Here is a 24379-nt window from a genome sequence, read left to right on the forward strand (position 1 = left end):
CTTGATGCGTCATCTTGCACGCATCTTGTACGGGAGTACCATGTCGGCACATTTGATCCCATTTGGTCTCCCAAGCTGCCCCCATGCTCCAGACGTTTGCCATTCTGCTGGTCTTCCAGACCGTGGGCGAGGTCATCAGCTATGCACTGCGCCTGCCCGTGCCCGGTCCCGTGATCGGCATGCTGCTGCTGTTCGGCTGGCTGGTATTCGACAACCGGCTTCTGCCCGTGATCCAGGGTGCTGCCAATGACCTGCTCAAGCACCTGTCGCTGCTGTTCGTTCCGGCCGGCGTCGGCATCATGGTGCATGCCCACCGCATCGGCAGCGAATGGATGCCGATCGTCATCGCGCTGGTGATCTCCACGTGGGTGGCCATCGCCGTTACCGCGCTGGTCACGCGTGCGCTGATGCGCAAGCCGCCGGCGGGGCAGCCGTCCACCGATACCGTGGAAGGAGGCGCCCAGCCATGATGTCGCCGCGTCTCAATGAAATCTGGGTGTACCTGGCTGCCAGTCCGCTGATCGGGCTGACCGCCACGCTGATCGCCTACGTGTTCGCCTTCCGCATCTACGAACGCGCCAGGTTCTCGCCGCTGGCGAATCCGGTGATGATCTCGGTGGCTATCCTGGTCACGGTACTGACCGTGACCGGCACGCCCTACAAGACCTATTTCGACGGCGCGCAGTTCGTGCACTTCCTGCTGGGCCCGGCCACCGTGGCGCTGGCCGTGCCGCTGTACACCCAGCTGCCGAAGCTGCGCAGCCATGTGCTGCCGCTGCTGGCGGGGCTGCTGGCGGGGTCGGTGGCGGCCGTGGTGTCGGCGGTCGGCATTGCATACCTGCTCGGTGCATCGCCCGAGGTAGTGCGGTCGCTGGCGCCGAAATCCGTAACGATCCCCATCGCGATGGGCGTGTCGGAGAAGATTGGCGGCCTGCCGTCGCTGACCGCCGTGCTGGTGATGGCAACCGGCATCATCGGCGCGGTCAGCGCCACCGGCCTGCTGAACCTGCTGCGGGTGCGCGACTACACCGTGCGCGGCTTTGCCACCGGCGTGGCCGCCCATGGCATCGGCACCGCCCGCGCATTCCAGGTCAGCCAGGAAGCCGGCGCGTTTTCGGCGCTGGGCATGGGCCTGAATGGCGTGCTGACGGCCATCCTGGTGCCGGTGATGGCCGCCTGGATGCCCCACTGACGCCCCTGACATGCTCCTGACAGCACGCTGTCAGGAGTGCCCGCGCATCATCCGGTCTCCCGACATGACGAAGAGGAGAGCCACCATGGCCAACCCGTCCAATGCCCTGGTCAACTGGCTGGAAATCCCGGTGACCGACATGAAGCGCGCGATGCAGTTCTATGAAACCGTGTTCGAGCATCCGCTGCGTCGTGGCACGGTCGGCGATCTCGACATCGCGGTGTTCACCCATGCCGAATCGGCCGGCGCGCTGGTGCGCGGCGAGCAGTACCGGTCCAGCGCGTTCTACGGCCCGGTGCCGTATTTCAACGCACAGCAACTCGACGATGTGCTGGCACGCGTGACCTACGCCGGCGGCCGCACCGTGCGCGGGCCCGTGCAGTTGCCCGACAACATGGGCCGCTTCGCCCATATCACCGACAGCGAAGGCAACCGGATCGGCCTGCACGAGCCGGCCATGGCCGACGTCCCGGCCGCCGTCGCGCACTGACACCGCCATGAGCCGACGCGCCGACCGCCTCTTCCAGATCGTGCAGGTCCTCCGCGGGCGCCGCCTGACCACGGCGGCCCTGCTCGCGCAGCGGCTGGGCGTGTCCGAGCGCACTGTCTACCGCGATATCCAGGCACTGTCGCTGTCAGGCGTGCCCGTGGAGGGCGAAGCCGGCATCGGCTACCGCCTGCGGCCGGACTACGATGTACCGCCGCTGATGTTCACGTCGATGGAAGTCGAGGCCATGGTGGCAGGCCTGCGTCTGCTCAAGGCCTGGGGCGGCGGCGCACTGGCCGCCGCGGCCGAGCCGTCGCTGGAAAAGCTGATGGCCGCCCTGCCGCCGCAACGGCGCCTGGCCGCGCAGCAGAGCCGCATCTTCGCGCCCGAGTACGCCAACCAGCCCGCCGTGCGCGAGGCGTTCGACATCGTCCACACGGCCATCGGCGCGCAACGGCTGCTGCAGATCGACTACAGCGACGCGCAACAGCGCGACACGGTGCGCGTGGTGCAGCCGCTCGGGCTGTTCTTCTGGGGCAATGTCTGGCTGGTGGCGGCCTGGTGCACGGCGCGCGAGGATTACCGCAGCTTCCGGCTGGACCGCTGCCGCAAGCTGACCATGCTGAACGAGCGTTTCCACGAGACGCCGGAGCGTTCGCTCAATGGCTTCCTGCGCGCGGTCCGCGCGGACTCGCACGGCTGACAAGGCCGGCGGCCGGCAACGGCTGTTCAGGCGCCCGGATCGTTCAGCAGCGTCTCGATATCGCCGCGGATTTCGTCAGGCTTGGTGGTCGGCGCGTAGCGCTTGAAGATCGTGCCGTCGCGGCGCAGCAGGAACTTGGTGAAATTCCACTTGATCGCCTGCGTGCCCAGCAGCCCTGGCTTTTCCGACGTCAGCCACTTGTAGAGCGGGTGCGCGTCGGCGCCATTGACGTCGATCTTGCCGAACATCGGAAAGGTGACGTGGAAGCGCGATTCGCAGAACGCCCCGATCTGTTCGGCATCGCCCGGCTCCTGCTTGCCGAACTGGTTGCACGGAAAGCCCAGCACGTCGAAGCCGCGCGTCTGGTATGTGTCCTGCAGCGTCTGCAGGCCCGCGTACTGGGGCGTGAATCCGCACTCGCTGGCCGTGTTGACGATCAGCAGCACCTTGCCCTGGAAGTCGGCCAGCGGCACTGGCTGGCCCGCCAGCGAACTGGCTTCGAACTGGTAGACGTTGCTCATCGTCGGTCTCCTGAATGGTGATGGGCGCAAGGATACCGCGCCCCGGCCGCCCGCGTCAGATCACGTTCAGGTGTTCGGTGCCGGCCCCAAGGTCGGTGTCGCGGTGCCGCGCGCTGTGGAGCTTGATCATCAGGCGCAGGTCGTTCAGCGAGTCGGCGTTCTTGAGCGCATCCTCGTACGCGATCTTCTCGGACTCGTACAGTTCGAACAGCGCCTGGTCGAACGAGATCATGCCCTGTTCGCGCGATTTCTTGATGACTTCCTTCAGCTCGTGGATCTCGCCCTTGAAGATCAGGTCGGCCACCAGCGGCGTGCCGATCATGATTTCCACGGCCGGCACCCGGCCCTTGCGGCCGGCGCGCGGCAGCAGGCGCTGCGAGATCATCGCCTTCAGGTTCAGCGACAGGTCGATCAGCAGCTGCTGGCGTTTTTCCTCGGGGAAGAAGTTGACGATCCGGTCGATCGCCTGGTTGGCGTTGTTCGCGTGCAGCGTCGCCAGGCACAGGTGGCCCGTTTCGGCATACTGCATCGCGTACTCCATGGTCTCGCGATCGCGGATTTCGCCAATCAGGATCACGTCCGGCGCCTGGCGCAGCGTGTTCTTCAGCGCGATGTGCCACGACTCGGTGTCGATACCCACCTCGCGCTGCGTAACGATGCAGTTCTGGTGCGCATGCACGTATTCGATCGGGTCCTCGATCGTGATGATGTGGCCGTACGAATGCGCATTGCGGTGGTCCAGCATGGCCGCCAGCGAGGTCGACTTGCCCGAGCCCGTGGCGCCGGTCACGATCACCAGCCCGCGCTTGGACATCACGATGTCATGGAGCGACGACGGCAGGTCCAGGTCTTCCACCGACGGGATGCGCGTGTTGATGGTCCGCACCACCATGCCGGCGCGGCCCTGCTGGATGAACGCCGACACCCGGAAGCGGCCCGCATTGGGCGCCGTGATGGCGAAGTTGCACTCGCGCGTGTCGTCGAATTCCTTCACCTGGCGCTCGTTCATGATCGAACGCACCAGGCCCAGCGCCTGCGTCGGGTTCAGCGGCTGCTGCGATACCGGCGTGATCTTGCCGTCGACCTTGATGGCCGGCGGGAATTCGGAGGTGATGAAGAGGTCCGAGCCGCGGTTGTTCACCATCAGCTCGAGCAGGTCGTTGATGTACTTCGATGCAGATTCGCGGTCGAGCATGGTTCTGTCCTTTTAGCCTGGAAACCGTTTCAGGGTGAAGCGAAGCGGTTCTGGCCAGGCGGGCGGCCGCAGTACAAACAGTACGCAAGGCCGCCCAACGCCGCCAGAATCAGCCTGCGGTTTCCTAGCCCGCGAAGGCGTCGGGATTCTTCGCGATCGCCCTGGCATCGTTGAAGTTGATCATGCCGCGCTTGATCAGGTCGCTCAGGCACTGGTCCAGCGTCTGCATGCCCATGCCGCTGGACGTCTGCATCATCGAGTACATCTGCGCGATCTTGTTCTCGCGGATCAGGTGGCGGATGGCGGGCGTGGCGATCATGATTTCGTGCGCGGCAGTACGGCCGTTGCCGTCGCGTGTCTTGAGCAGCGTCTGCGAGATCACCGCTTCCAGCGATTCGGACAGCATGGTGCGGACCATGTCCTTTTCCTCGGGCGGGAACACGTCCACCACCCGGTCGATGGTCTTGGCGGCCGAACTCGTGTGCAGCGTGGCAAAGACCAGGTGGCCGGTTTCCGCCGCGGTCAGCGCCAGGCGGATCGTTTCCAGGTCACGCAATTCGCCCACCAGGATCACGTCCGGGTCTTCACGCAGCGCCGAACGCAGCGCGTTGGCAAACGAATGCGTGTGCGGCCCCAGTTCGCGCTGGTTGATCAGGCTCTTCTTGGAGTTATGGACAAATTCGATCGGGTCCTCCACCGTGAGGATGTGGCCCATGTCGTTTTCGTTGCGATGGTCGACCATCGCCGCCAGCGTGGTGGACTTGCCCGAACCGGTGGGCCCCGTCACCAGCACCAGCCCGCGCGGCTTCATGCACAGGTCGGCGAACACCGCCGGCGCGTGCAGGTCGTCGAGCGTCAGCACCTTCGACGGAATGGTACGGAATACGGCGGCCGAACCGCGCTGCGTGGTATAGGCGTTGACCCGGAAACGGGACAGGCCCGAAATCTCGAACGAGAAATCGACCTCCAGCCGTTCTTCATAGGATTTGCGCTGAACGTCGCTCATGATGTCGTACACCATGGCGTGAACGTCCTTGTGCGTCATGGCCGCGACGTTGATGCGGCGCATGTCCCCGTGAATACGCACCATCGGCGGCATGTCGGCCGAGAGGTGAAGATCGGAAGCCTTGTTCTTGACCGCGAAGGCCAGAAGCTGTGCGATGTCCATCTATAATGACCCCACCCTAAAGAGGCCCTGGCCGAATATCGATCTGGCGGGCCTTCACAGGTTTATTGTTGTACTTCTAGTTTTACTTCTTGGAATATTTCCGCTGGATTATGTCTGTAATCGCCGCCAACTTGCAAGCCGTGAAAAATGACATCGCGGCGGCCGCACAACAAGCCGGGAGGGCGCCTGCCGATGTCACATTGCTGGCGGTTTCCAAGACGGTTTCGGCGGATCGGGTCCGCGAGGCCTTCGACGGCGGCCAGCGGGCTTTCGGCGAGAACTATGTCCAGGAAGGGGTAGAGAAGATTGCCGCGCTGGACGCCCTGCGCAGCCAGATCCAGTGGCATTTCATCGGCCCCCTGCAAAGCAACAAGACGCGGCCGGTGGCCGAGCAGTTCGACTGGGTCCACGCCGTCGACCGGCTGAAGATCGCCGAGCGGCTGTCCGCCCAGCGTCCGGCCGGCATGGCGCCGCTGCAGGTCTGCATCCAGGTCAATATCAGCGACGAGGACACCAAGAGCGGCGTGGCGCCGGCCGAGGTACCGGCACTGGCCCAGGCCATCGCGGCACTGCCGAACCTGCAACTGCGCGGCCTGATGGCCATTCCGGCGCCGGCGGCCAACCCGGAAACCCAGCGTCAACCGTTTGCCGCCCTCCGTGCGTTGCTTGATCAACTACGGCATTCCGGGCTAAAGGTGGACACGCTCTCGATGGGCATGTCCGCCGACATGGACGCGGCCATTGCCGAGGGCGCCACGCTGGTGCGTATCGGCACCGCGATTTTCGGCGCGCGGAGCTGATGGCTCCCGACAGGGTCCGCGCCGGCCTTTCGCAACCCCCCCATGACATGAAAAAAAGCCAGCCGACACGTATCGCGCTGGCAGACCAGGAAACTTGATGCTCGATTCCCTCACCTTCGGCTTCCTCGGCGGCGGCAACATGGCCTCTGCCCTGATCGGCGGCCTGGTGGCCCGTGGCGTGCCGGCCGGCTCGATCCGCGTGGTCGATCCCTCGGAAGATGCCCGTCAGCGCCTGTCGCAGAGCGGCGTAAAGGCCCTGGCCGCGCCCGATGCCGCCTTCGGCGCCAGTAACGTGATCGTGCTGGCCGTCAAACCGCAGCAATTCCGTGATGCCATCGCTCCGCTGGTGCCGCTGCTGACCGACAACCTGATCATCAGCGTCGCGGCCGGCATCCGGCTGCAGGATGTGACCCGCTGGATGGGCCGCACGCGCCTGGTGCGCGCCATGCCGAACACGCCGGCGCTGGCCGGCATGGGCATGACCGGGCTGGCCGCCGCTCCCGGGCTGTCGGGCGCCGACCGCGATATCGCCACGGCCGTGGCCGAAGCCGTCGGCCAGTGCGTCTGGGTGGAGAACGACGACCAGATCGACGCCGTCACCGCGATCTCGGGCAGCGGCCCGGCCTATGTCTTCTATTTTGTCGAGGCGATGGAGCGCGCGGCCGTGGAAATGGGGTTGTCCGCCGAACAGGGCCGGCAACTGGCCGTGGAAACGTTCCGCGGAGCAGCGGCGCTGGCTGCCGAGTCGCCCGAGCCCGTAGCCACGCTGCGCGAGCGCGTTACGTCCAAGGGCGGCACGACCTATGCCGCCGTGACGGCCATGGACGCCAGCGGCATGAAGGACGCCTTCGTCAAGGCCATGCACGCCGCCGCCGCGCGCGGACGCGAGATGGGCGCGGATTTCGGCAAGGATTGACGTTTCTTGCACCCCTCTCCCGCCGTGCGGGAGAGGGGCGAAACAATCGGGGTTACTTCAGCAGGTAAGCCACGAACGTTCCCGCAAACACACAGGCTCCCAGCCAGTTGTTATGCCGGAATGCGGCAAAGCACTTCATGCGGTCCCGTTCGCGGATCAGCGTGTAGTGGTAGCAGGCCAGCACCGCTGCGGCCGCCAGCCCCGCGTAGTAGGCCCAGCCCAGGCCCAGCAGCGCACCGGCCCAGGCCATCAGGCCCAGGAAGACCGCATAGCAGATCATGATCGCGGCCACGTCAAAGCGCCCGAACGTGATGGCGGACGTCTTCATGCCCAGCAGCAGGTCGTCGTCGCGGTCGACCATCGCATAGGCCGTGTCGTACGCCACGGCCCAGAACACGTTGCCCAGCAGCATCAGCCAGGCCACGAACGGCACCTCGCCCTGGATCGCGGCAAACGACATCGGAATGCCAAACCCGAAGGCGATACCCAGGTACGCCTGCGGAATCGCGAAGAACCGCTTGAAGAACGGATAGGTCCCGGCCAGCACTGCCGCCACCACGGCCAGCCACTTGGTCAGCCCGTTCAGCGGCAGGATCAGCGCGAACGCGATCAGTGCCAGCACGGCGGCCACGGCCAGCGCTTCCCAGCTGGCGATCAGGCCGGCGGTCAGCGGCCGCTCCTTGGTGCGCTTCACATGCTTGTCGAAATCGCGGTCGGCCCAGTCGTTGATGGCGCAGCCCGCCGAACGCATCAGGAAAGTGCCGGCGAAGAAAATCCAGAAAATCTGCCAGGACGGCGGGCCGCCGGCAGCCATCCACATCGCCCACAGCGTGGGCCACAGCAGCAGCAGCGTGCCGATTGGCTTGTCGATGCGCACCAGTCGCGCATACAGCGCGAGACGGCTCGGATGATGAGGGGCGGCGGACGGATGGGACATGGCGGCGGACTTCTGACGATACTTCGGGCAATACAAAGCAAAAACGCGCCCCGGCATGCCGAGGGCGCGTCGTACCGGATCAACCGGTGTGTGGCATGGCCGGAATCAGGCCAGCAGCGAGCGCAGCATCCACGCGGTCTTCTCGTGCGTCTGCATGCGCTGGGTCAGCAGGTCGGCCGACGGCTCGTCACCGGCGGCGTCGATCACGGCGAACAGCGAGCGGGCGGTGCGCACCACGGCTTCCTGGCCTTCCACGAGCTTGCGGATCATCTCGGTGGCCTCGGGCACGCCCTCTTCCTCGGCGATCGACGACAGCTTTGCGTATTCCTTGTAGGTGCCCGGCGCCGGGTAGCCCAGCGCGCGAATCCGTTCGGCAATCGCGTCAACCGCCAGCGCCAGTTCGGTGTACTGCGTCTCGAACATGGTATGCAGCGTGTTGAACATCGGGCCCGTCACGTTCCAGTGGAAGTTATGGGTCTTGAGATAGAGGGTGTAGGTGTCAGCCAGCAGCTTGCTCAGGCCTTCCGCGATCTTCTTGCGGTCCTTGTCCGAAATACCGATGTTCACGCTCATCTCATTCTTCTTTGCCATTTTTCTAAGCTCCATTCTGGTCTGGCCACGAGGATCGACCGCCCGCGCTACACGGACGAGCAGCGGCCATTATCGTATCAGGTTCAAGTCACAAGGACGGACAGCCCCTGCGCCGCGTCGAGGAACATGACCATGGCGCCGAGCGCCACGACGGCCATGCCGATTTCCTTGCGCAACACCTTGCGGTGCAGCCGTCCGGCATCGCCATCGCGCGCCGCGTCGGCCTTCAGTTGCCGGAATTCGCTGACGAAAAGATTCAACATTGCCATGACGATTCTCCACATCTGTTTCGAGGGTCCGGCACATCCGCCTGATGTGCGCTGCGACCGATGGAAGAAGTCTATTCTTACGCTATCGATGTGACTATTTGATAATTTAAACCTATCAAATAGGCGATAGCTATACCTTGCCGAGCTGATGGAATTGCATTTTTGTGATGAGTGAGGCGCTTCATGCAAAACGGCAGGGTCTCCCCTGCCGTTCGATGACATTGCCCAGGCCAGCGAATCATGCCGGCAGATCAAGCCGGCGAAATCAGGCCGCTACGGCCTCTTCGGCCTGCGTGCTGCCGAGCTTGCGCACGCCAGGCAGTTCGCAGGCCGTCACGGCATTTGCCAGCGCCTCCATGGCGGGCAGGCGCGTGAAGCTCTTGCGCCAGGCCAGCACCACGCGGCGGTCGGGTACGGGCTCGGCAAACGGCACATAGGACAGCATGTCGTTGCGCGGCTTGAGATCGGGCACCGAAGTGCGCGGCAGCACCGTGATGCCGACGCCGCTGGCCACCATGTGGCGGATGGTTTCGAGCGACGAGCCCTCGAACGTCTTCTGGATGCCGTCAGCCGCCTGCGAAAAGCGCGACAGCTCCGGGCACACGCCCAGCACATGGTCGCGGAAGCAATGGCCGCTGCCCAGCAGCAGCATGGTCTGCTGCTTCAGTTCGTCCGGGTCTACCTTGGCCTGCTCGGCCAGCTTGTGCCCGCGCGGCACCGCCACCACGAACGGCTCGTCGTAGAGCGGGCGCACCGTCAGGCCCGAATCCGGGAACGGCTCGGCCATGATCGCGCAGTCGATCTCGCCCTGCTTGAGCAGCTCGATCAGCTTGTTCGTGTAGTTTTCCTGCAGCATCAACGGCATCTGCGGCACGGTGTCGATCATCTGCTTGACCAGCGCCGGCAGCAGGTACGGCCCGATCGTGTAGATGACGCCCACACGCAGCGGCCCGGCCAGCGGATCCTTGCCCTGCTTGGCGATTTCACGAATCGCCATGGTCTGTTCCAGCACGCGCTGGGCCTGCGCCACGATCTGCTCGCCGATGGCCGTCACCGACACCTCGGACGTGCCGCGCTCGAAAATCTGCACGGTCAGCTCGTCTTCCAGCTTCTTGATGGCAACCGACAACGTCGGCTGCGAAACGAAGCACGCCTCGGCCGCCCGGCCAAAATGGCGCTCGCGCGCTACGGCGACGATGTACTTGAGTTCGGTGAGCGTCATGATCAATCAAATCCGGTTAGGCGATAGATTTTAGCTTCGATTGCGTCGTCTGTCAGATCGTCGAAGCAATGTCGGTCATGAACCACTTTTTCTGACCCGTCAGACGACCCGGCCTGACAGCATCTACGCCTTCAGAAAGTGCTCGCGCCCGCCAAGCCAGCGCGTCAAATGTGCCTCAACCGCCTCCGGAAACCGTTCAAGCATCTGTTCGGCCGCCTCCTGGGCATAGTCGACCAGCCAGGCGTCGGTTTCCAGGTCGGCAAATCGCAACATGGCCTCGCCCGACTGCCGCGCGCCAAGGAATTCGCCTGGGCCGCGGATCTGCAGGTCGCGCCGGGCGATCTCGAAGCCATCGGTGGTCTCGCGCATCGTTGCCAGGCGTTCACGCGCCGTGGGTGACAGCGGCGCCTGGTACATCAACAGGCAGACCGATTCCGCGCTGCCGCGCCCCACCCGGCCGCGCAACTGGTGCAACTGCGCCAGGCCGAAGCGCTCGGCATGCTCGATCACCATCAGCGATGCGTTGGGGACATCCACCCCCACTTCGATCACGGTCGTCGCCACCAGTACCTGCAGGCGGTTGGCGCTGAAGTCATCCATCACGGCGGCCTTCTCGGCCGGCGGCAGGCGGCCGTGGACCAGCCCGACGCGCAGGTCGGGCAGCGCCGCCACCAGCGTTTCGAAGGTTTCCACGGCGGTCTGCAGCTGCAGCGCCTCGCTTTCCTCGATCAGCGGACAGACCCAGTAGACCTGGCGCCCTTCGGCGGCCGCGTGATGCACGCGCTCGATCACCTCGTCGCGGCGGGCATCGTTGACCAGCCGCGTCACGATCGGCGTCCGGCCCGGCGGCAATTCGTCGATCACCGACACGTCGAGATCGGCGTAGTACGTCATCGCCAGCGTGCGCGGGATCGGCGTGGCCGACATCATCAACTGGTGCGGCACTTTCTCGTCGACGGGCGCCGGCGCTTCGCCTTCGGCAGCCTTGCCGCGCAGCGCCAGCCGCTGCGCCACGCCAAAGCGGTGCTGCTCGTCGACCACGGCCAGGCCCAGGTTGGCGAACTTCACCCCGTCCTGGATCAGCGCGTGCGTGCCGATCACCAGCCGCGCCTCGCCCGATTCGGCCCGCGCCACGGCCTCGCGCTTGGCCTTTGTCTTGAGACTGCCCGCCAGCCATGCCACGGGCACGCCCAGTGGCTCCAGCCACGCCGACAGCTTGCGGTAGTGCTGCTCGGCCAGGATTTCGGTCGGCGCCATCAGCGCCGCCTGGTAGCCGGCATCAATGGCCTGGCAGGCAGCCAGCGCGGCCACGATGGTCTTGCCGCTGCCCACGTCGCCCTGCAGCAGCCGGTGCATCGGGTGCGGCAGCGCCATGTCGGCCGCGATTTCCTCCACCACGCGCTGCTGGGCGCCGGTCAGCCTGAACGGCAACGCCGCCTGGAAGCGCGTCAGCAGGCCGTCGGCACGGCGCGGCATCGACGGGGCGTTCTTCTCCTTGCGGGCGGCCTGCGAGCGGCGCAGCGAGATCTGCTGCGCCAGCAATTCGTCGAACTTGATGCGGACCCAGGCGGGATGCGAGCGGTCGGCCAGCGCTGCCTCGCTTTCCTGCGGCGGCGGGTTGTGCAGCAGGCGCAGGCAGTCGATCAGCGGCGTCAGCTTCAGCGGCGCCAGCGGCCCGCGCAGGATGGCCTGGGGCAAGGTCTCGGGCATCGGCGTGCGCGACATCGCCCCGCCGATGGCCTTGCGCAGATAGGCCTGCGAAATGCCCGCCGTGGCCGGATACACCGGCGTCAGCCGGTCTGGCAGCGGTTCGTCGGGCATGATCGGCCGTACCGTGGGATGGACCATCTCGGCGCCGAAGAAGCCCCCGCGAATCTCGCCGCGCACGCGCAGCCGCACGCCTTCGGCCATCTGCTTGGTCTGGCTGCCGTAGAAATTGATGAAGCGCAGCGTCAGTTCGCCCGTTTCGTCGGCAACCTTCACCACCAGCTGGCGGCGCGGGCGGAACGTCACCTCGTTCGACACCACCTCGCCCTCCACCTGGGCAGCCAGGCCCATGCCCGCACGGCGAATGGCGTCGCGGATCGGCTCCAGCGTGGTTTCGTCCTCGTAGCGCAGCGGCAGGTGCAGCACCAGGTCTACCGGCCGCCGCAGGCCCAGCTTGGCCAGCCGGGCCACGGCCGACGACGGCTTGGCCCTGGCATCGGGCTTGTCGCCGGCCTTGGCATCCCCCTTGGCGTCACTGCCGGTCCCGGCCTTTGCCGGGCCGCGTCGCGCCGGCTTGGCGGGGGACGGCGTGGGCGCAGCGGACGAGGTGGACTGGGCGGCCGTCGGGGCAGGATCGTCGATCGGGTCGGTGGCAGTGCCTGGCATCAGCGCGGGAATATAGGGGTCACAAGCGGGCATCGGGCGAAGCCGGGCGCCCAAGCCTTACAATATCGGATTCGCCGATTGTACCCATGCCGTACCGATGCCTGCGGCGGCACTTCGTTCCGGAGTGCTGCCCCGCCCGCGTATTGCCTGGCGCTTTACCCCCCGAATACCCGCTGAACCGCAATGCTGACCCTGTCCGATTTCGATTTCCCGCTGCCGCCCGAGCTGATCGCGCAGTCCGCCCTGCCCGACCGCACCGCCAGCCGCCTGCTGGTGGTGGAGCGAACAGCCCCGGAAGACACCGCCGACGCGGTGCGGCTGGTGGACCGCGCGTTCAGCGACATCCTCGAATACCTGAGCCCGGACGACCTGCTGGTCTTCAACGACACGCGCGTGATCAAGGCGCGCTTTTTCGGCCAGAAGCCCAGCGGCGGCCGCATCGAGGTGCTGGTCGAGCGCGTGGTGGACAGCCACACCGTGCTGGCCCAGGTGCGCGCGTCGAAGACCCCGGCCGAAGGCAGCCCGCTGCATCTGGCCGATGGCGCCTTCACGGTCACCGTGGGCCCGCGCGTGGACCAGTTCTTCACGCTGCGCTTTCCGGAGCCCGCGCTCGACCTGATCGAACGCTATGGCCGCCTGCCGCTGCCGCCGTATATCACGCACGATCCCGACGCCTATGATGAAACGCGCTATCAGACCGTGTACGCGCGCAATCCGGGCGCCGTGGCCGCACCCACGGCCGGCCTGCATTTCGACGATGCACTGTTCGCGCGGCTCGACGCAGCCGGCATCCGCCGCGCCTTCCTGACGCTGCACGTGGGCGCCGGCACCTTCCAGCCGGTGCGTACCGAAGACCTGTCCGAGCACAAGATGCACTCGGAGTGGTACGCCGTCACTCCGGAACTGGCCGAAGCCGTACGCGACACGCGCGCCCGTGGCGGACGCGTGATCGCGGTGGGCACCACGTCGCTGCGCGCGCTGGAATCGGCCGCGGCCGAGGATGGCACGCTACGCCCCGGCACCGGCGACACCGACATCTTCATCACCCCCGGCTACCGCTTCCGCGCGGTGGACGCGCTGATCACGAACTTCCACCTGCCCAAGTCGACGCTGCTGATGCTGGTGTCCGCGCTGGCCGGCGTGGAGGCCATCCGCGCCGCCTACCGCCATGCCGTGACGCAACGCTACCGCTTCTTCAGCTACGGCGACGCCATGCTGCTGACCCGCCGCGACTGACCGATTTCGAGAACCGAACATGCTGAACTTCGAACTGCTGACCACCGATGGCAACGCGCGACGTGGCCGCGTCACGCTAAACCATGGCGTAGTGGAAACGCCAATCTTCATGCCCGTGGGCACCTACGGATCGGTCAAGGCGATGTCGCCGCTGGAGCTGAACGAGATCGGCGCCCAGATCATCCTGGGCAACACGTTCCACCTGTGGCTGCGCCCGGGCCTGGACGTGGTGGATACCCATGCCGGCCTGCACAAGTTCATCGGCTGGGACAAGCCGATCCTGACCGATTCGGGTGGTTTTCAGGTATTTTCGCTTGGAGAACTACGCAAGATCACCGAAGAAGGCGTCACGTTCGCGTCGCCGGTAAATGGCGACAAGCTGTTCCTGTCGCCCGAGATCTCGATGCAGATCCAGCGCACGCTCAACTCGGACATCGTCATGCAGTTCGACGAATGCACGCCCTACGAGATCGACGGCCGCCCGGCCACGCATGACGAAGCGGCCTGCTCGATGCGCATGAGCCTGCGCTGGGCCAAGCGCTCGCGTGACGAATTCGACCGCCTGGCCAACCCGAACGCGCTGTTCGGCATCGTCCAGGGCGGCATGTTCGAGGACCTGCGCGACGAATCGCTGGCCGGCCTGTCCGAACTGGACTTCCACGGCTACGCCATCGGCGGCCTGTCCGTGGGCGAGCCCAAGGAAGACATGATGCGCGTGCTGGAGCATGTGGGCCCGCGCCTGCCGGCCCACAAGCCGCACTACCTGATGGGCGTGGGCACACCGGAAGACCTGGTGGCCGGCGTGGCGCATGGCGTGGACATGTTCGACTGCGTCATGCCGACGCGCAATGCCCGCAACGGCTGGCTGTTCACCCGGTTTGGCGACGTCAAGATCCGCAATGCGGCACATCGCAACGACCCCCGCCCGCTGGACGAACAGTGCGGCTGCTACACGTGCCGCAATTTCTCGCGCGCCTATCTGCACCATCTGCACCGCGTGGGCGAGATCCTGGGCGCCCGCCTGAACACGATCCACAACCTCTATTACTACCTGGAACTGATGCGCGAAATGCGCACGGCCATCGAGGAACACCGCTTCGAGGCGTTCCGCCGCCAGTTCGCTGAAAACCGCGCCCGCGGCACCAAATAGAGAATGTTCTGAAAACCAGACAGGCAACCGAACTTTTGGCGGCCTGCTGGTCGAATAACTGCCCGCAACGGAAGCCTTCAGGTGTTTTCTGCAACGTACGCAAAGTACTTTGAAAGCACCCCGAACAAACCCGTAATTCGCCCTAGAATGCCAAGGCGGGACAACAACCGGGTGATAGAATGCCCGATTCCCTGATTGACCTTTGTGACGGAGAAGTAACGTGCTGATTTCGAACGCTTTTGCGCAGACCGCCGGTGCCGGCGGCGCGGCCGGTGGCCTGATGAGCTTCCTGCCGATCATCCTGATGTTCGCGGTGCTGTGGTTCATCATGATCCGCCCGCAGATGAAGCGCCAGAAGGAATCGAAGGCCATGCTGGAAGCCCTGGCCAAGAACGACGAAGTCGTGACCGCCGGCGGTATCCTGGGCCGTGTGACCAAGGTCAACGAGAGCTATGTGACGCTGGAAATAGCCGAAGGCACGGAAATCACCGTGCAGAAGAACGCCGTGACCACCGTGCTGCCGAAGGGCTCGCTGAAGTCGCTCTGATCCCGGACGGTCTCTCCAGCCTGATCCCGGCAGGTGTCGTGTGGCGCCAGACGCTCCGCCGACCCTGCCCTGCGCAGCCGCCTGCACCAGCCCCCACGGTCCTTCGGGACTCGTGACAGGGCTGCCGGGCGGCTGTTTGCCAACCGGTCCGGCCGAACCGGCGCGCCTTGTGCGCGACTTGTCGGCATGCCAACTGCAATGACTGGCCAAAGATGAATCGCTATCCGCTTTGGAAATACATCGTGATCCTGATGGCTCTCGCCATCGGCATCACCTACACCCTGCCGAACTTCTTCGGCGAGGCCCCCGCTGTCCAGGTTTCGTCGGCCAAGGCCACGGTCAAGGTCGACCTGTCCATGCAGAAGCATGTGGAGGAAATCCTGGCGCAGAACCAGCTGCAGCCGGACGGCGTCTTTTTTGACGTCGCCGGCCAATCTGGCTCGGTCAAGGCGCGTTTCCGCACCACCGACGAGCAGCTCAAGGCCAAGGACGTGCTGTCCCGGTCGCTCAACCCGGACGCCAACGACCCCACGTACGTGGTGGCGCTGAACCTGCTGTCGGGCTCGCCGCGCTGGCTGACCGCGCTGCACGCGCTGCCGATGTACCTGGGCCTGGACCTGCGCGGCGGCGTGCACTTCCTGCTGCAGGTGGACATGAAGGGCGCCGTCGACAAGAAGCTCGACAGCCTGTCCGGCGACGCGCGCACGCTGCTGCGCGACAAGAACGTGCGCCACGGCGGCATCGAGCGTGACGGCGATCGCCTGACCGTGCGCTTCAGCAACGCCGACGACGCCAACCGCGCACGCGGCATCCTGGGCGACAACCTGCGCGAACTGGCCTTCTCGATCGACGGCACCAACGTGGTGGGCGTGTTCACCGACGCCGCCCGCAAGACCGTGCAGGACGCCGCGGTCAAGCAGAACATCACCACGCTGCACAATCGCGTGAACGAACTCGGCGTGGCAGAACCCGTGATCCAGCAGCAAGGCTCCGACCGTATCGTCGTGCAGCTGCCGGGCGTGCAGGACACCGCCAAGGCCAAGGACATCATCGGCCGCACCGCCACGCTGGAAGCCCGCCTGGCCGACCCGGCCGTGCGCAACCCGCGTCCGGGCGATCCCGTGCCGTTTGGCGACGAACTGTTCACCCAAGGCAACGGCGCCCCGGTCATGCTGCGCAAGCAGGTGATCTTCACCGGCGACCGCATCGAAAGCGCCTCGGCCGGTTTCGACCAGAACCAGCGCCCGTCCGTGAACATCAAGCTCGACGCCCAGGGCGGCCGTGTGCTGCGCGACGTGTCGCGCGAGAACATCGGCAAGCCGATGGGCATCGTGCTGTTCGAAAAGGGCAAGGGCGAAGTACTGACCGTGGCAACGATCCAGTCCGAACTCGGCTCCAGCTTCCAGATCACCGGCTCGTATTCGACCGAAGCCGCCAATGACCTGGCCCTGCTGCTGCGCGCCGGTTCGCTGGCCGCCCCGATGGAAATCATCGAGGAGCGCACGATCGGCCCGTCGCTGGGTGCCGACAACATCCAGAAGGGCTTCGACTCGGTGGCCTACGGCTTTGCCGCCATCGCCGCGTTCATGATCCTGTACTACATGCTGTTCGGCGTGTTCTCGGTGGCGGCGCTTGGCATCAACCTGCTGCTGCTGATCGCGGTGCTGTCGATGCTGCAGGCCACGCTGACGCTGCCCGGCATTGCCGCTATCGCGCTGGTGCTCGGCATGGCGATCGACGCAAACGTGCTGATCAACGAGCGGATCCGCGAGGAACTGCGCGCCGGCGCGTCGCCGCAGATGGCAATCGCCGTCGGCTTCGACCGCGCCTGGGCCACCATCCTGGACTCGAACGTGACCACGCTGATCGCCGGCCTGGCGCTGCTGGCCTTTGGCTCGGGCCCGGTGCGCGGCTTCGCCGTGGTGCACTGCCTGGGTATTCTGACCTCGATGTTCTCGGCGGTCTTCTTCAACCGCGGCCTGGTCAACCTCTGGTATGGCCGCAAGAAGAAGCTCCAGAGCCTGGCTATCGGCCAGATCTGGAAGCCGGGCACCGACACCCCGGTCGCCAAGTAAGCCAGGACATATCAGGAACACATCATGGAATTTTTCCGCATCAAGCGCGACATTCCGTTCATGAAGCACGCGTTGATCTTCAACGTGGTGTCCTTCCTGACGTTTGCCGCCGCTGTTTTCTTCCTCTGGCACAAGGGCCTGCACCTGTCGATCGAGTTCACGGGCGGCACGGTGATGGAGGTCAACTACTCGCAGACCGCCGATCTGGAAAAGATCCGCGGCCAGGTCAGCAAGCTTGGCTACACCGACGTGCAGGTGCAGAACTTCGGCACCTCGCGTGACGTGATGATCCGCCTGCCGCTGCAGAAGGGTCCGGACGGCAAGCAGGTGACGTCGGCACAGCAAAGCGAACAGGTGATGGGCGCCCTGACGGCGGCCACCCCCGACGTGAAGCTGCAGCGCGTGGAGTTCGTGGGTCCGCAGGTGGGCAAGGAACTGGCAACCGACGGCCTGCTGGCGCTGCTGTGCGTGGTGGCCGGTATCGTGATCTACCTGTCGTTCCGCTTCGAATGGAAGTTCGCGGTAGCCGGCATCATCGCCAACCTGCACGACGTGGTGATCATCCTGGGCTTCTTCGCGTTCTTCCAGTGGGAATTCTCGCTGTCGGTGCTGGCGGCCATTCTGGCGGTGCTGGGCTACTCCGTGAACGAGTCGGTGGTGATTTTCGACCGGATCCGCGAGGCCTTCCGCAAGTACCGCAAGATGAGCACGCACGAGGTGATCGACCACGCGATTACCAGCACGATGTCGCGGACCATCATCACCCACGGTTCGACCGAAATGATGGTGCTGTCGATGTTCTTCTTCGGCGGTCCCACGCTGCACTACTTCGCACTGGCCCTGACGGTGGGCATCCTGTTCGGTATCTATTCGTCGGTGTTCGTGGCTGCGGCGCTGGCCATGTGGCTGGGCGTGAAGCGCGAAGACCTGATCAAGGGCGAGAAGAAAGGCGACGTCACCGACCGCAACGACCCGAACTTCGGGGCGCAGGCTTGACGGCCTGAGCAGGCAGAAACAAAAAAGGCACCTTCGGGTGCCTTTTTCTTTGTCTGGTTAGCTCCCCTCCCCGCTCTGAATACATGCAACGGGGGAGAGCGGTGCAACCTACGCCTACGCTTCGGTCAATTGCTCGATCCACACCGCGAGGCGGTCCGAGGCGAACGAATCTGCCCGGGTGCCGGCGCGTGCGGCAATCGCGTCGCCTTCGCGCACCAGTTGCAGCGCGCCACCGGCCTCTTCCAGCCACAGCAGCACGGCCAGCCATCCGGCATGCTCGGCCGATACCACTTCGGCCACGGGGCGGGACACAAATTCGTTCAGCGTGGCGGCCGACGTCCATGTGACAACATCGCCGTCGCGGCGTACCGAGGCGCCCAGCGTTTCGGCCAGCACCGCCGCGGCATCGCCAGCAGACCGGCCAGCGCCGCGCAGCCTGGACAGCGTGGTCGCCACGGCATGGCCGAACGATCCGCTGCGCTGGCTTTCCGCGCCCACCAGGTCAGCGTAGTCCAGGCGCTGCCAGTCGGGCTCGGCGTTCTGCGCCCCGGCCAGATAGGTGCCGGACAGATAGGTTTCCACAGGCTGGAAGCGGCCCGGACCGATCAGGCTGGCGCACAGCGCGTGGATCATGCCCACGCGCGACGCCACGGTCTGCTTCTGCAGCACCATCAGCTTCTCGCGCACCAGCTGGTCGCGCTCCTTGCGCAGCCCGGACAGCTCCAGTGCCTGCTTCAGTTCCATGCGCAGCGCGGTAATGTCCCACGGCTTCTTGATATAGCGATGGATCTGGCCCTGGTTCACGGCCTCGACGGTCTGGTCCAGCTCGGAATAGGCCGTGGTCAGGATCCGTACGATATGCGGATAGCGCTCGCGCGCATACCGCAGCAGTTCGTTACCGTACTCGCCCGGCATGCGCTGGTCGGACACCAGCACGGCCAGGCTGTCGGCGTGGGCGTCCAGCATGGCCTTGCCCTCTTCCACGGACTGGCCGGTCACCACCGGCGCCAGTTGGCCGATGGCCCGCTGGAAATACTTGACCGCAGTCGCTTCGTCGTCGACGAACAGAATCGCCGGGGGTGCCTGCGTGGTATTCAGTTCGCTCATCGATCACTCCTGTGCATACGATTCTTGAAATTGGGGAAATCGAGGGTTACGGTGGTGCCCGCTCCGGATGCCGAGGCAATCCGGATGCCGCCGCCAAACGACTGCATCACGCGATTGCAGAAAATCATGCCCATCCCGCTGCCGCCCGCCGATGCGTGCGTGGTCACGGGGTCCACCAGCAGGCGTCCCATGATCTCGGGCGGGATGCCCGGGCCGTTGTCGGCAATGCGGATCTCGGGACGGTCGCCCGCCACCACCACGAAGCGCAGCGACGGGGCGCCAACATCGGCCAACGCGCGCAACGCGTTGCTCATGACCGACGACAGCACCAGCGCCACGCAGTTGGGCAGCGTGGGCACCGGGAAGTCGCCCTCCAGCTCCACCTGTACCCAGCTACGCTGGTTATCGGCAAATGGATAGGTATCCAGCAGCGATGCCACCAGCGCACCCGCGCTGACTTCCTGCCCAATACCCGGCTTCGGCGTGGCGCCACCAGCGCTGCTGCGCACCGATTGGAGAAATGACGACAGCACCGCCAGGCAATACTGGGCGTTGTCGTGCATCGCACTGGCCGCCCGGCCAATTTCCTGCTGGCGCTGCTCGCTGTACTCGCCGCCGACCCGCGACCCGATGCCGAGCGCGAAATTGGCGATGGCCGCCAGCGGCGTGTTCAGCTCGTGTGCCAGGAAGGCCAGGGTCTCGTCGATCGCCATCAACCGCTGCTGGCGCACCGCGCGCTCGCGGAAACGGTCGCCCGCCAGCCGCAGGATCTCGCGCACATCGGCCACGCCAATCGGCTTTTCGAGGATGCGGAATACCTCGCCGGAATTGACGGTTTCCAGCAGCATGTCCTTGTCGGCATAGGCCGTGACCAGGATGCGCACGATCTGTGGATACTCCTGCGCCACCTGGCGCAGGAGATCGCCGCCGTCGCGGCCGGGCATGCGGAAATCGGTCACCAGCACCGAAATTCGCGCATGGTGCGCGCGCAGGATGCCCACTGCCTCGTCGGCGCCACTAGCCGACAGCACCTCGTATTCGCTACCGACCGCCCGCGCGAAATACTTGCAGGCCATCTCCTCGTCATCGACGTAGAGAATGGTGGGGCGCGTCTGCGTGGTATCAGTCATGACAGCATTACTCCGCACGCGGCAGGTCGAAGCTGAACGCGGCCCAGTGGCCAACTTCGCTTTCGGCAAACAGCACGCCTTCGTGGCGCTCGATCACCGCATAGCTGATCGACAACCCGAGGCCCAGGCCCTGCCCCACCTCGCGTGTGGTGAAAAACGGTTCGAATACGCGCGCCAGATGCTCGGCGGCAATGCCGGGGCCGTTGTCCTTGACCGTTACGTGCAGGCGCTTGTCCTGCCAGCGCACGGTCGTATGGATGGCCGGGTCCTTGGTGCCGGCCTTGCGCATCGCCAGCGCAGCGTTCGAGAACAGGTTGATCAGGACGCCAATGATCGCCGCTTCGTCGCCCATTACGAGCGTATCTTCAGGCATTTCACGCGTCATCTTGACCCCGCGCAGTTCGTGCGCAGTCAGCCGTTGCGACGAATCCAGAGCCTTTTCGAACAGGAATGGCGTGCCTTCCACCTCGGCGCCAGGCTTGCGATACGCGAAGGTCTTCAGGTCGGACACGATATGCTGGATGCGCTGCATGCCCTGCTTGGCGTCGACCAGGCATTCCTGCAGCATCGGCTCCGACTTGGCTGCCGGCTCTTCCATGGCCACCTCGATAGCCATCAGGCAGAAGTTCACCGGGTTGTTGACCTCGTGCAGCAGGCCGGCGGCCAGCGTACCGATCGCCGCCATCTTTTCCTGCTGCAGCATCTGGCCCTTGATGTCGACCAGCTTGCGGTTGATGACTTCCAGCTCGGTGTTCTTGTCCGCCACCTCGGCCTTCAGCCGGAACAGCATGAAGCGTGCACGTTCATTGAAGAACGTGTACACGCCGCTGGCCGCCGCCGCAAACAGCAGAAATAGCGAATTGACGATAAATGTGCCCATCGGCTCGACACCGCCCGGATGCAGCAGGCATGCGGCCGCGTAGAGCACGTACGACAGGACGCCAAACACCAGGTTTTGCCAGAGCCCGAATGGCAGCGCGATGCCCGATGCGAAGATCGCCAGGTTCAGGCCCACATAGTACGGCGACTCGACGCCTTCGGTGCGCGAGATCATCCAGGCGATCATGATCTGCGGCAGCAGCAGCCAGGTCATGGTTAGCCACGGCGCGAAACGCCGGCCGGCCTGGCTGTACAACGCCACGATGACACCGGCGATCATCAGCGAGACCACCACGCGCGCAATCGCGAACGGCAGCTGGAAATGCGGATACTGGCCGTAGTCCAGCCCCACGCCCAGCAGTACCAGTGCGATGGCCGTGTAGGCGCCGCCGCGGCTGAACGCCAGGCGAAAATCGGCCAGCTCGGACTGGTATCCGGCGTAAAGTTGATTCGAGCTCATGACCTTGGCGGGGGGTGCCGCGTCTTCGGCGTCCGAAACCTCAACGGACAGTGGCTTCGGCGAAGACATTGACGCCGGTTTCATCGACATAGAGTCGGTGGGCATGCGAGTTCTCCGGCAAGAGCGAGGACATCCCGGCCTCGTCGCGATAGATCAGATACCACTCAAGCAGGTGTTCCATCCCGAATTTCTCGGGATTGTCCGAGTGGACGTTGGTCACCAGCAGCTGGCCGTCCGGCTTCGAGCGCGAAGCAAAATACTGGAGCAGGCGCGCGCAGACCTTGTCGGACAGATAGTCGAACAGCCCGGCGCAGTAGACGGCATCGAACTCGCGCACGCTCGGGTCGTCCGCAGTAATGCGGCGCTTGAGCAGGTCGTGCACCGACTGGTGCACCATCTCGACCGATACCTTGTGGCCCGCACCAGCGGCCGCACGCTCCACGGACGCCCGCGTGTAGCCCAGCGTTTCCTCGCTGAAATCGACCAGCTGGAACGACAGCAGCTCGGGGTTCGGATACTCGCGGACAAAGCGCTGGATCTCGAATGCCGGCCCGCAACCCACGTTGAGCACGCGGAATTGCCGCCCTTCGGCCCGGGCCCGTTCGGCCTGGCGGGTCAGGTAATCCACCAGCAGGTCGATCCGGTTGCGGTGCGCCGTAGCCACCGCCGCCTTCAGGAATGCCGTGTTGACGATCTGGAAGTAGGTGGTGGGACCCTGCTGCGGATCGCTCAGGATCTGGTTCACCATCTCGTAGTCGCCCGCGTAGCCGAGCGGCTTCGTAAATGTGCGATACACGAACGGCGCGCGCAGCAGCAACGGGTGCAGCGCGGCCTGGGCATAGGTGCGGTGCACCGGCGCCAGTTCCTGATCCACGCGCTGGGCCTCGTCCTCGAGCCAGTCGAGGTAAGTCTTCACCTTTCCCATCAGCGGGGTGGCCAGTTCGTAGAACACGTCCTCGCGCAGGCGCCCTTCCCGCTTGGGCAGGGACTCGGTCAGGTCCACCTGTTCCACCCAGCGCGACACTTCCGACAGATACGCGCGCATCTCGTTGACCACGATCTGGTAGTCGCGGCGGATGTTGAAGCGCGTATCCCAGTCCTGCACGAACATCTCGGCTTCGCGTGCGACCGATTTCGGTGCATCGTTCACGTCGGTCAGTTCGCGCCACTCGTCGATCAGCGTCAGCGACACCACGGCCGTCAGGCCGGTGTTCACCAGGCTCATGACCACAGCCTTGCCCAGGTACGCGTTCTTCGCGCCCATGCGCACGCTCAGCTCGCTCAATACTTCGCTGACCTGGACAATCGAGTAGGGATTGTAGATTTCCATCACCAGCGACTTGCGCTGGAGATTGATGATCGTGCCCCGCACCTGCTCGCCCTGCGAGTTGCGGAAGCTAACTACCGGATCGATTTGCGTTTTGGAGTACACGGTATCGCGCCAGGGAAATCCGAGAAACGCTGCGGGACACGGCGCCCGCGGGCGTCGGCCGGGTACAGCTCAATGCAAGGGTCTTGCGGCGAAACAACCAATCAGGGAATGCAGCCAATGCTCATATCGATGCGCGTGACCTGTTGCGGGGACGAGCGCGCCAGCCGGCGGAGACCGGGGCGAACGCCGCCCCTGAGGGTGGGACTGCGGCAAACCATTGTACTGTGGCAATTCTGAACCGTACAACAATCCACTTGCGGAATGAAGGGGGGTATGCAAACCACAAAAAAAATGAGCCAGCAACGCTGCTGGCTCATTTTTCCACTATGTATTGGAGAAATGACAATTTCTCCACTGGCGCAACTTCCGCCAGAAGTGTGTCGTAACGTGATCAGTCGGCCTTGACGGCTTCCACCTGGATCGCCAGGTTCACGTCCTGCTTGAAGCCGTACTTGGCACCGTAGTCGATACCGAAATCGGCACGGTTGAACTGGGCCACGGCGTCGGCGCCGCAAGCCTCACGCTTGAGCATCGGGTGCTGGATGCACTTGAATTCCTTGATCTCGAGCTTGACCGGCTTCGACACGCCGCGCAGCGTCAGCACGCCATCCACTTCGGTCGGCACGTCGCCCTTGAACTTCGAGAACTTGCCCTTGTAGGTGGCATCCGGGAAGGCCTGCACGTCGAACATTTCCGGGCTCTTGGCGTGCTCGTTCAGCTTGCTGTTGCCGAAGTCGATCGATGCGGCGTCGATCTTGATGTCGACCGTACCGGCCTTGGCCGCGCGGTCCAGCGTCACAACGCCGCTGGACTTGTCGAACTTGCCGCGCCACTTCGACAGGCCGCCCAGGTGGTCGGCTTCGAAGCTCGGGTAGGTATGGGTCGGGTCGATGTTGTACGTCGTGGCGTTGGCCATGGCGGTACCGGCGGCGAGGGCGGCGGAGGCTGCTGCAACGGCGGCGATCAGGGTGCGGATTTTCATGTTGGGTTTCC

Annotated in this window: 24 protein-coding genes; 11 read left to right on the forward strand and 13 right to left on the reverse strand. The window is 64.9% G+C overall.

Features of this window, described 5'->3' with window-relative positions; all coding sequences use genetic code 11:
- Nucleotides 1-83 precede the first annotated feature (83 nt).
- The 4 genes from ACOABP_RS05985 to ACOABP_RS06000 all read left to right on the forward strand — a co-directional run bounded on the left by ACOABP_RS05985 (nt 84) and on the right by ACOABP_RS06000 (nt 2382).
- Nucleotides 84-470 (forward strand): CidA/LrgA family protein, encoded by a 387-nt coding sequence (locus ACOABP_RS05985; RefSeq protein WP_474227378.1) that lies wholly within the window; start codon nt 84-86, stop codon nt 468-470.
- On the forward strand, nt 467-1192 hold the full coding sequence (locus ACOABP_RS05990; RefSeq protein WP_066732167.1) for an LrgB family protein: 726 nt from the start codon (nt 467-469) through the stop codon (nt 1190-1192). Before ACOABP_RS05985 ends, ACOABP_RS05990 begins: the two co-directional genes overlap by 4 nt.
- Nucleotides 1193-1277: 85 nt before the next feature.
- A complete protein-coding gene (locus ACOABP_RS05995; RefSeq protein WP_474227379.1) occupies nt 1278-1682 on the forward strand; it encodes a VOC family protein in 405 nt (134 codons plus the stop codon).
- A 7-nt stretch (nt 1683-1689) separates the two neighbouring features.
- Nucleotides 1690-2382, forward strand: coding sequence for a helix-turn-helix transcriptional regulator (locus ACOABP_RS06000; RefSeq protein WP_474227380.1), 693 nt, complete (start codon nt 1690-1692; stop codon nt 2380-2382).
- A 26-nt stretch (nt 2383-2408) separates the two neighbouring features.
- Here the strand turns inward: ACOABP_RS06000 and ACOABP_RS06005 are convergent, their stop codons facing one another.
- The 3 genes from ACOABP_RS06005 to ACOABP_RS06015 all read right to left on the reverse strand — a co-directional run bounded on the left by ACOABP_RS06005 (nt 2409) and on the right by ACOABP_RS06015 (nt 5266).
- A complete protein-coding gene (locus tag ACOABP_RS06005) occupies nt 2409-2903 on the reverse strand; it encodes a glutathione peroxidase (protein ID WP_066732171.1) in 495 nt (164 codons plus the stop codon).
- A 55-nt stretch (nt 2904-2958) separates the two neighbouring features.
- Nucleotides 2959-4098 carry a PilT/PilU family type 4a pilus ATPase gene (locus ACOABP_RS06010; RefSeq protein ID WP_066732173.1) on the reverse strand — a complete coding sequence of 380 codons (1140 nt, stop codon included), beginning with the start codon at nt 4096-4098 and terminating at the stop codon, nt 2959-2961.
- Nucleotides 4099-4222: 124 nt separating this feature from the next.
- Complete coding sequence (locus tag ACOABP_RS06015) at nt 4223-5266, reverse strand: type IV pilus twitching motility protein PilT (RefSeq protein WP_474227381.1); 1044 nt, start codon at nt 5264-5266, stop codon at nt 4223-4225.
- Between the two features lie 110 nt (nt 5267-5376).
- Between ACOABP_RS06015 and ACOABP_RS06020 the strand changes: the two genes are divergently transcribed.
- A complete protein-coding gene (locus tag ACOABP_RS06020; protein WP_474227382.1) occupies nt 5377-6066 on the forward strand; it encodes a YggS family pyridoxal phosphate-dependent enzyme in 690 nt (229 codons plus the stop codon).
- Between the two features lie 97 nt (nt 6067-6163).
- On the forward strand, nt 6164-6982 hold the full coding sequence (proC, locus tag ACOABP_RS06025) for a pyrroline-5-carboxylate reductase (protein WP_474227383.1): 819 nt from the start codon (nt 6164-6166) through the stop codon (nt 6980-6982).
- A gap of 52 nt (nt 6983-7034) precedes the next feature.
- Here the strand turns inward: proC and ubiA are convergent, their stop codons facing one another.
- From ubiA to recG, 5 genes are all read right to left on the reverse strand, one after another.
- Nucleotides 7035-7919, reverse strand: a complete 885-nt coding sequence (gene ubiA, locus ACOABP_RS06030) for a 4-hydroxybenzoate octaprenyltransferase (RefSeq protein ID WP_474227384.1) — start codon at nt 7917-7919, stop codon at nt 7035-7037.
- Nucleotides 7920-8024: 105 nt separating this feature from the next.
- Nucleotides 8025-8510, reverse strand: a complete 486-nt coding sequence (locus ACOABP_RS06035) for a Dps family protein (protein WP_066732182.1) — start codon at nt 8508-8510, stop codon at nt 8025-8027.
- Between the two features lie 83 nt (nt 8511-8593).
- On the reverse strand, nt 8594-8779 hold the full coding sequence (locus tag ACOABP_RS06040) for a hypothetical protein (protein WP_474227385.1): 186 nt from the start codon (nt 8777-8779) through the stop codon (nt 8594-8596).
- A gap of 265 nt (nt 8780-9044) precedes the next feature.
- Nucleotides 9045-10001: a LysR substrate-binding domain-containing protein gene (locus ACOABP_RS06045; RefSeq protein ID WP_066732186.1), complete on the reverse strand. Its 957-nt coding sequence runs from the start codon at nt 9999-10001 to the stop codon at nt 9045-9047.
- A gap of 123 nt (nt 10002-10124) precedes the next feature.
- Nucleotides 10125-12374, reverse strand: coding sequence for an ATP-dependent DNA helicase RecG (recG, locus tag ACOABP_RS06050; RefSeq protein ID WP_474227777.1), 2250 nt, complete (start codon nt 12372-12374; stop codon nt 10125-10127).
- 183 nt (nt 12375-12557) lie between these two features.
- Here recG and queA point away from each other — a divergent pair, with 183 nt between their 5' ends.
- The 5 genes from queA to secF all read left to right on the forward strand — a co-directional run bounded on the left by queA (nt 12558) and on the right by secF (nt 18378).
- Nucleotides 12558-13610, forward strand: coding sequence for a tRNA preQ1(34) S-adenosylmethionine ribosyltransferase-isomerase QueA (gene queA / locus ACOABP_RS06055; protein ID WP_474227386.1), 1053 nt, complete (start codon nt 12558-12560; stop codon nt 13608-13610).
- Nucleotides 13611-13629: 19 nt separating this feature from the next.
- On the forward strand, nt 13630-14760 hold the full coding sequence (gene tgt, locus ACOABP_RS06060; protein ID WP_474227387.1) for a tRNA guanosine(34) transglycosylase Tgt: 1131 nt from the start codon (nt 13630-13632) through the stop codon (nt 14758-14760).
- Between the two features lie 220 nt (nt 14761-14980).
- Nucleotides 14981-15307 carry a preprotein translocase subunit YajC gene (gene yajC, locus ACOABP_RS06065; protein WP_474227388.1) on the forward strand — a complete coding sequence of 109 codons (327 nt, stop codon included), beginning with the start codon at nt 14981-14983 and terminating at the stop codon, nt 15305-15307.
- 212 nt (nt 15308-15519) lie between these two features.
- Nucleotides 15520-17382, forward strand: coding sequence for a protein translocase subunit SecD (gene secD / locus ACOABP_RS06070; protein ID WP_474227389.1), 1863 nt, complete (start codon nt 15520-15522; stop codon nt 17380-17382).
- A gap of 24 nt (nt 17383-17406) precedes the next feature.
- Nucleotides 17407-18378, forward strand: coding sequence for a protein translocase subunit SecF (gene secF / locus ACOABP_RS06075; RefSeq protein WP_474227390.1), 972 nt, complete (start codon nt 17407-17409; stop codon nt 18376-18378).
- 114 nt (nt 18379-18492) lie between these two features.
- Here secF and ACOABP_RS06080 read toward each other — a convergent pair whose 3' ends face one another.
- From ACOABP_RS06080 to ACOABP_RS06100, 5 genes are all read right to left on the reverse strand, one after another.
- On the reverse strand, nt 18493-19485 hold the full coding sequence (locus tag ACOABP_RS06080) for a response regulator (RefSeq protein ID WP_066732201.1): 993 nt from the start codon (nt 19483-19485) through the stop codon (nt 18493-18495).
- On the reverse strand, nt 19482-20615 hold the full coding sequence (locus tag ACOABP_RS06085) for a hybrid sensor histidine kinase/response regulator (RefSeq protein ID WP_474227391.1): 1134 nt from the start codon (nt 20613-20615) through the stop codon (nt 19482-19484). The genes ACOABP_RS06080 and ACOABP_RS06085 overlap by 4 nt, the downstream gene beginning before the upstream one ends.
- Before the next feature lie 7 nt (nt 20616-20622).
- Nucleotides 20623-21954 carry a sensor histidine kinase gene (locus ACOABP_RS06090; RefSeq protein ID WP_474227392.1) on the reverse strand — a complete coding sequence of 444 codons (1332 nt, stop codon included), beginning with the start codon at nt 21952-21954 and terminating at the stop codon, nt 20623-20625.
- Between the two features lie 40 nt (nt 21955-21994).
- On the reverse strand, nt 21995-23386 hold the full coding sequence (locus ACOABP_RS06095; protein WP_066732206.1) for a class I SAM-dependent methyltransferase: 1392 nt from the start codon (nt 23384-23386) through the stop codon (nt 21995-21997).
- Nucleotides 23387-23777: 391 nt separating this feature from the next.
- The gene (locus tag ACOABP_RS06100) at nt 23778-24368 is read right to left on the reverse strand and encodes a YceI family protein (protein WP_066732208.1); all 591 of its coding nucleotides are present in this window, start codon (nt 24366-24368) and stop codon (nt 23778-23780) included.
- Between the last annotated feature and the right edge of the window lie 11 nt (nt 24369-24379).

Source organism: Cupriavidus sp. HE11, assembly GCF_056097175.1.